The organism is candidate division TA06 bacterium (assembly GCA_016208585.1).
Lineage (GTDB): Bacteria > Edwardsbacteria > AC1 > AC1 > EtOH8 > UBA5202.
In genome coordinates, this window is record JACQXR010000081.1 from 1 (window position 1) to 5,511 (window position 5,511).

The following is a 5,511-nucleotide window of genomic DNA, read 5'->3' on the forward strand; positions in this document are numbered from 1 at the left end:
GCAGTCGGGCATGCGCTGGACTGTTCGGGGGGCAAATAATATCATCGCCTTGCGCTGCTGTCTCTTAAGCAATCGGTGGGAAGACTTTTGGGAGTACCGTGCTGCGGCATAATATTTTACCCATATATTTGTCGCACACCCCCGTATGGCTCAAATAGGTATGCCGGTGTCATATAAGGTTGCTGTCTAATCATCTATTTATCAGGGGATGCTGTATCTTTACAATCTTTGCGCAACAAAGCCATAGTCAAGCATAAAAACAAAGTTCCAAGCCGGGATCCGGGCCATCCGCCCAAGCTAATTTAATCTCCAATTAATCTCCGATTAGTATTGAAAAATACTTTTTAAATAGGGTATAATTATATGTTATGGCTGAAATTAAAGAAAATCTGGAAATCATTAAAAGGAAGATAGCCGATGCCGCCTCAAGGGCCGGACGCCAGCCCGGGGAAACCACTCTGGTGGCGGTTACCAAGACCGTGCCCTCAGGCCTGATAAACCAGGCCATAGATTGTGGGGTAAACGCCATCGGCGAGAACCGGGTGCAGGAGGCGGCCCAGAAATTCCCTGAGATCTCAGTCCCGGTCCAATGGCATCTGATCGGCCATCTCCAGAGCAACAAGGCCAAAAAAGCGGTGGAGATGTTCTCTCTGATCCACTCCATAGACTCTGTCAGCCTAGCCCGGGAGGTCGGCCGGAGGGCGCTGGAAGCAGATAAGGTTCAGGAGATTCTGCTGGAGGTCAACACTTCAGGCGAGCCACAGAAATTCGGATTCGGGCCGGAAGAAGTTCTAAATGCTATAGAGGTTATAAAGGATATAAAGGCGGTCAAAGTCCTGGGCCTGATGACGGTGGGGCCGCTGACTGAAGACGGTCTGAGAATAAGAAAGGCTTTCCGGAAGTTGAGAGCGATCTTCGAGCAGGCTGCCAAGCTGGGCTTCCGGAATGTTGAGATGAAATATCTTTCCATGGGTATGTCGGGAGATTTCGAGACGGCCATAGAGGAAGGCTCTAATATGGTCAGGATCGGCAGTGCCATCTTCGGGGCCCGGGGGTGACCTGCCAGCGAAATACACGAAAGGGTACGAAAAAGATTATTCCCTGGTTCAAAAAAGATCCGGGATCATACAGCGAATATTCATGCTTTCCTGGCTTCCTTCTAAAATGATAACAAGGGTTAAAGTTAAATGTTCCTTCTGGCAAATCTCATAATAGCGTTGGGAAAGGTCTTAGGCCTAGCCCTGGACATCTACATGTGGGCCATCATCATCCGGGCGCTGCTTTCCTGGGTCAACCCCGACCCTTACAACCCCATCGTCCGCCTGCTGCACAAGCTGACCGAGCCGTGCTTAAGGCCGGTCCGGAGGATCATTCCTCTGGGAGCGGTGGGGCTGGACCTGTCGCCGATGCTGGCGATCCTGGCCATTATATTCATCAAACAGTTTCTGATAACCAGCCTGATAGAGTGGGGATTCCGGCTGAAGCAAATATAACTACTGTCAATCTGCCGGGGACCATATCCGCAGATTAAACAAACGTTGTAGTGAGCGATGGCCGAACTATTTACGCAGATTAAATTGTTTTGTTTTAAAACAGCTACAGAAAAAGCAAATAAATATTCAGGCAAAATGAATCTTGGACAAATAAAAATCTGCGAAATCTGCGGATGAAAGAACTCCGGGAATAAATTACCATGATCAGAAATCCAAATTATTGGAGGGTACCATGAAGCTGACCCCTTTGGATATACGCAAACAGACCTTTAAGAAAAAGCCCATGGGCGGGCTGGATCCGGCCGAGGTCTTGGCTTTCTTAGAGATGGTGGCCGGCGAGGTGGAAGAGCTAATCCGAGAGAACACCAGCCTGGCCGAAAGGCTGGAAGGCCTGGAGACCAAGGTGGACGATTACCGCCGGATGGAGAAGACCCTTCAGGACACTCTGCTCTCGGCTCAAAAGACCTCCGAAGATCTCCGCAAGAACGCGGAACAACGGGGGGACCTGATGATCAAAGAGGCCCAGTTCAAGGCCGACCAGATAATTGGCGAGGCCCGGGCCCGCCTGATGGATTTGCAGCGGCAGATCGCCGACTTAAAGAACATGCGCAGCGGATATCTGGCCAAGTTCCGCAGCCTGCTTGATTCCCATCTGGAAATGCTGCAGTACCAGGAGATGGATTCCGGGGTCCGGATCCAGACCAACATCTTTGCTGGCAGCAAGAAGGAGGAGGCGTCCCCGGCGGCCAAGTCTCCCGAATCCTCCGGACCGCCGGCTCGGACCATGAACGAGCAGAAGCTGGCCGACATGCAGCGGATGCTGTCCACCCTGATGGAGACCGCCAAAATGACCACACCCGAGCCTCGGAAGGCCGAGGAGGCCAATTTCACTCAGACCGAGAATCCAAACAACGAGGAACCGAAATGAGCGAACTGAAACAGCGAATCCAGGAGACCGCCGACTTTCTGAAGTCAAAGACCAAGGTCGTCCCCCAGATCGGCATTATACTGGGAACCGGGCTGGGCGGGCTGGTCAAAGAGATAGAGATCATAGACACAATTTCTTACGAGACCATCCCCAACTTCCCGGTCTCCACGGTGGAGAGCCACGTCGGCAAGCTGATCTTCGGCAGGCTCTCGGGAAAATACGTGATGGCCATGCAGGGCCGATTCCATTTCTATGAAGGTTACAGCATGCAGCAGGTGACCTTTCCGGTGCGGGTGATGAAGGCTCTGGGGGTCAAGACCCTGATCGTCTCTAACGCCTGCGGCGGAGTCAACCCCTCCCATCAGGCTGGCGACATCATGCTGATCTCTGATCACATCAACCTGATGGGCGGGCATCCGCTGATCGGTAAGAACGACGAGTCATTAGGCCCGCGCTTTCCCGATATGTACAATCTGTATGACCAGGACCTGATCGCCCTGGCCGAGTCGGTGGCCCTGGAGGAGAAAATCAAAATCCGGAAGGGCGTCTACCTGGCGCTGACCGGTCCGACATTGGAGACCGGGGCCGAGTACCGGATGGTCCGCATTCTTGGCGCCGATGTGGTGGGCATGTCCACCGTGCCCGAGGTGATAGCGGCCAGACACTCCGGCCTTAAAGTGCTGGGCTTTTCCATCATCACCGATATGGGCTTTCCCGAGGCCATGAAGCCGTTGAGCCTGGAGAAGGTTATCGCGGTGGCTGGCAAGGCCGAGGTCAAATTCGTCAGGCTGGTGAAACAGGTCGTAGCCAAAATGAACGTCTAAAAAGTTTGATGGATTCAAAAAGATTAAAACGTTTTCAACCTTTTGATCATTTTTAACTTTTTCAACATCTAAGAAAGACTTTTATCATGTCGATAACCGTCGTCGGCTCCATCGCATTGGATTCTGTGAAAACCCCGTTCGGCGAGGCCAAGGAGGCCTTGGGCGGCAGCGCCCTGTATTTCTCGTCGGCCGCCAGCTTTTTCACGGCTGTCAGCCTGGTGGGCGTCGTCGGCGAGGACTTCCCCAAAGGCGACATCGAGTTCATGGCCCAGCGGGGGGTGGACCTTTCCGGGCTGGAAGTTTCAAAGGGAGAGACCTTCCGCTGGGCAGGCTCTTATGAATACGACATGAACGAGGCCAAGACCCACGCCACCCACCTCAACGTGTTCGAGACCTTCCATCCCAAGCTGTCCGAAGCCCACCAGAGCGCCGAGTTCCTGTTCCTGGGCAACATCCATCCGGCCCTGCAGCGGGAAGTGATCGGCAAGGTCAAAAAACCGCTGGCCATCGGCTGCGACACCATGAACTTCTGGATCCAGGGCAGCCGGGACGAGCTGTTGCAGACCATCAAGCTGGTGGACATCATGTTCATCAACGACGCCGAGGCCCGGATGCTGGCTGGGGTGCCCAACCTGATCAAGGCGGCCAGGGCCATCCGGGAGATGGGGCCCAAGATATTAGTGATCAAGAAGGGCGAGCACGGGGCCATGCTGTTCTCCGGCCAAACCGTATTTTCCGTCCCGGCCTTCCCGTTGGAAGACGTTTTTGATCCCACCGGGGCCGGGGATAGTTTCGCCGGCGGTTTCATGGGCTATCTGGCCTCCAAGGGGGAGCTGAACGAGCGAAACCTGCGCCGGGCCATGATCTACGGAAGCGTGATGGCCTCGTTCAACGTGGAGAAATTCTCCCTGGAGCGGCTAAAGACGCTGACCAAGGACGAGATCGAGAACAGGTTCAAGAGCTTCAAGAAGCTGTCCCATTTCGAGGAATTCGAGGCTTAACGGGACACGGATATTCTAAATGTCATACTGAGTCAGACAAGCTTGCCCGGCAATCCGAAGTATCCACCATTAACCAAAAGGAGCAACGATGATGAAAAAAATCCTGCTGTCTTTGATCGTTTTATCAGCGGCATCTTCGGGGCTTTTCGCCCAATCCGACCGCAAGACCGCGGTGGCCGTAATGCCTCTGCGGGGTTCGGATATCTCCGAGACCGAGGCCAAATTTCTCACCGAGCGGCTGGCGATAGAACTGCAAAGAACCGACAGCTTTGAAGTGCTGGAGCGCGACAAGATGGACGAAATCTTAAGGGAGCAGGGCTTTCAGCAGACCGGGGCCTGCGACGAGACCGCCTGCTTAGTGGAGGTCGGAAGGCTGCTGCCGGTTCAGAAGATGATCGGCGGCTCGGCCGGAAAGGTGGGCAATATCTTCTCGGCCCAGATCCGGCTGATAGACCTCAGGACCGGCAAGGTAGAGAGAAGCGCCACCCGCGATTACAAGGGCGAGTTGGATTTTCTGCTGACCGCCGGCATGCGGGAGGCGGCCGAGGAGCTTTCCGGGAAACTACAGGCCCAGGCCCAAACCCCGGTGCAAACCCAGGCCACGCCCCAGACCGAGGTGATGATGCAGAGGCTTTTGGAGGGACAGGCGGAGCGGGAATACAAATCCAAAGGCTGGGCGCTGTTTTGGTCTCTGGTAATACCGGGGGCCGGCAATTTTTACGCCAAGAGCTATGGCCGGTCAGCCTTCTTTTTCATCAGTTCCATCACCGCCCAGTCGGCCGCCACGGCCCAGGCGTTAAACCACAAAAGCTCGGCCGCCGGAGGCTGGGCCCTGGCCTATGTGGTATTGCGGGTGGCCGATGTGGTGGTGGCCAATCGCAGCGTCAACCGTTACAACCAAAAAGTGCGCAAGAAATACGGGCTGACCTACGAATTCCTGCCCCAGAGCAAAGAGATCAAAACAGCATTAAGCGTGCAGTTTTAAGAGAGCCTTATGTACCAAGACGTTCCCCAAAATCTTGACTTTCCCGAACTGGAAAAAAGAATACTGAAATTCTGGGAAGACAACAAGACCTTCGAAAAACTGGCGGCCAGGAACAGGTTTGTCCGCCGAAGCTTTAGCATAGGCGGAGGGTCGGCCCCAAAAATTCGTTTCAGCGACGGGCCGATCACCGCCAATAATCCCATGGGCATATAACGGGTCTGTGGGCGATCCCTAACCACATTGAAAGATAATCATGGAGCCTGATAAAAAACAAAATCCC

General features: G+C 54.1%; 7 protein-coding genes. All 7 read left to right on the plus strand.

What is annotated here, in order from left to right:
• Positions 1-368: 368 nt before the first annotated feature.
• The 7 genes from HY768_06145 to HY768_06175 all read left to right on the plus strand — a co-directional run bounded on the left by HY768_06145 (position 369) and on the right by HY768_06175 (position 5,444).
• Positions 369-1,058, plus strand: coding sequence for a YggS family pyridoxal phosphate-dependent enzyme (locus tag HY768_06145; protein MBI4726789.1), 690 nt, complete (start codon positions 369-371; stop codon positions 1,056-1,058).
• Positions 1,059-1,187: 129 nt separating this feature from the next.
• Positions 1,188-1,493 carry a YggT family protein gene (locus HY768_06150; GenBank protein ID MBI4726790.1) on the plus strand — a complete coding sequence of 102 codons (306 nt, stop codon included), beginning with the start codon at positions 1,188-1,190 and terminating at the stop codon, positions 1,491-1,493.
• 232 nt (positions 1,494-1,725) lie between these two features.
• Positions 1,726-2,421, plus strand: coding sequence for a DivIVA domain-containing protein (locus HY768_06155; protein MBI4726791.1), 696 nt, complete (start codon positions 1,726-1,728; stop codon positions 2,419-2,421).
• Positions 2,418-3,245, plus strand: coding sequence for a purine-nucleoside phosphorylase (locus HY768_06160; GenBank protein ID MBI4726792.1), 828 nt, complete (start codon positions 2,418-2,420; stop codon positions 3,243-3,245). The genes HY768_06155 and HY768_06160 overlap by 4 nt, the downstream gene beginning before the upstream one ends.
• A gap of 86 nt (positions 3,246-3,331) precedes the next feature.
• Positions 3,332-4,246 carry a sugar kinase gene (locus HY768_06165; GenBank protein MBI4726793.1) on the plus strand — a complete coding sequence of 305 codons (915 nt, stop codon included), beginning with the start codon at positions 3,332-3,334 and terminating at the stop codon, positions 4,244-4,246.
• 88 nt (positions 4,247-4,334) lie between these two features.
• On the plus strand, positions 4,335-5,231 hold the full coding sequence (locus HY768_06170) for a hypothetical protein (protein ID MBI4726794.1): 897 nt from the start codon (positions 4,335-4,337) through the stop codon (positions 5,229-5,231).
• Between the two features lie 9 nt (positions 5,232-5,240).
• Complete coding sequence (locus HY768_06175) at positions 5,241-5,444, plus strand: hypothetical protein (protein ID MBI4726795.1); 204 nt, start codon at positions 5,241-5,243, stop codon at positions 5,442-5,444.
• Positions 5,445-5,511 lie beyond the last annotated feature (67 nt).

What these genes read in the sequence shown, in the direction of transcription:
- HY768_06145 (MBI4726789.1), top strand. Translation starts at nt 369, where the DNA reads ATGGCTGAAATTAAAGAAAATCTGGAAATCATTAAAAGGAAGATAGCC.
- HY768_06150 (MBI4726790.1), top strand. Translation starts at nt 1,188, where the DNA reads ATGTTCCTTCTGGCAAATCTCATAATAGCGTTGGGAAAGGTCTTAGGC.
- HY768_06155 (MBI4726791.1), top strand. Translation starts at nt 1,726, where the DNA reads ATGAAGCTGACCCCTTTGGATATACGCAAACAGACCTTTAAGAAAAAG.
- HY768_06160 (MBI4726792.1), top strand. Translation starts at nt 2,418, where the DNA reads ATGAGCGAACTGAAACAGCGAATCCAGGAGACCGCCGACTTTCTGAAG.
- HY768_06165 (MBI4726793.1), top strand. Translation starts at nt 3,332, where the DNA reads ATGTCGATAACCGTCGTCGGCTCCATCGCATTGGATTCTGTGAAAACC.
- HY768_06170 (MBI4726794.1), top strand. Translation starts at nt 4,335, where the DNA reads ATGATGAAAAAAATCCTGCTGTCTTTGATCGTTTTATCAGCGGCATCT.
- HY768_06175 (MBI4726795.1), top strand. Translation starts at nt 5,241, where the DNA reads ATGTACCAAGACGTTCCCCAAAATCTTGACTTTCCCGAACTGGAAAAA.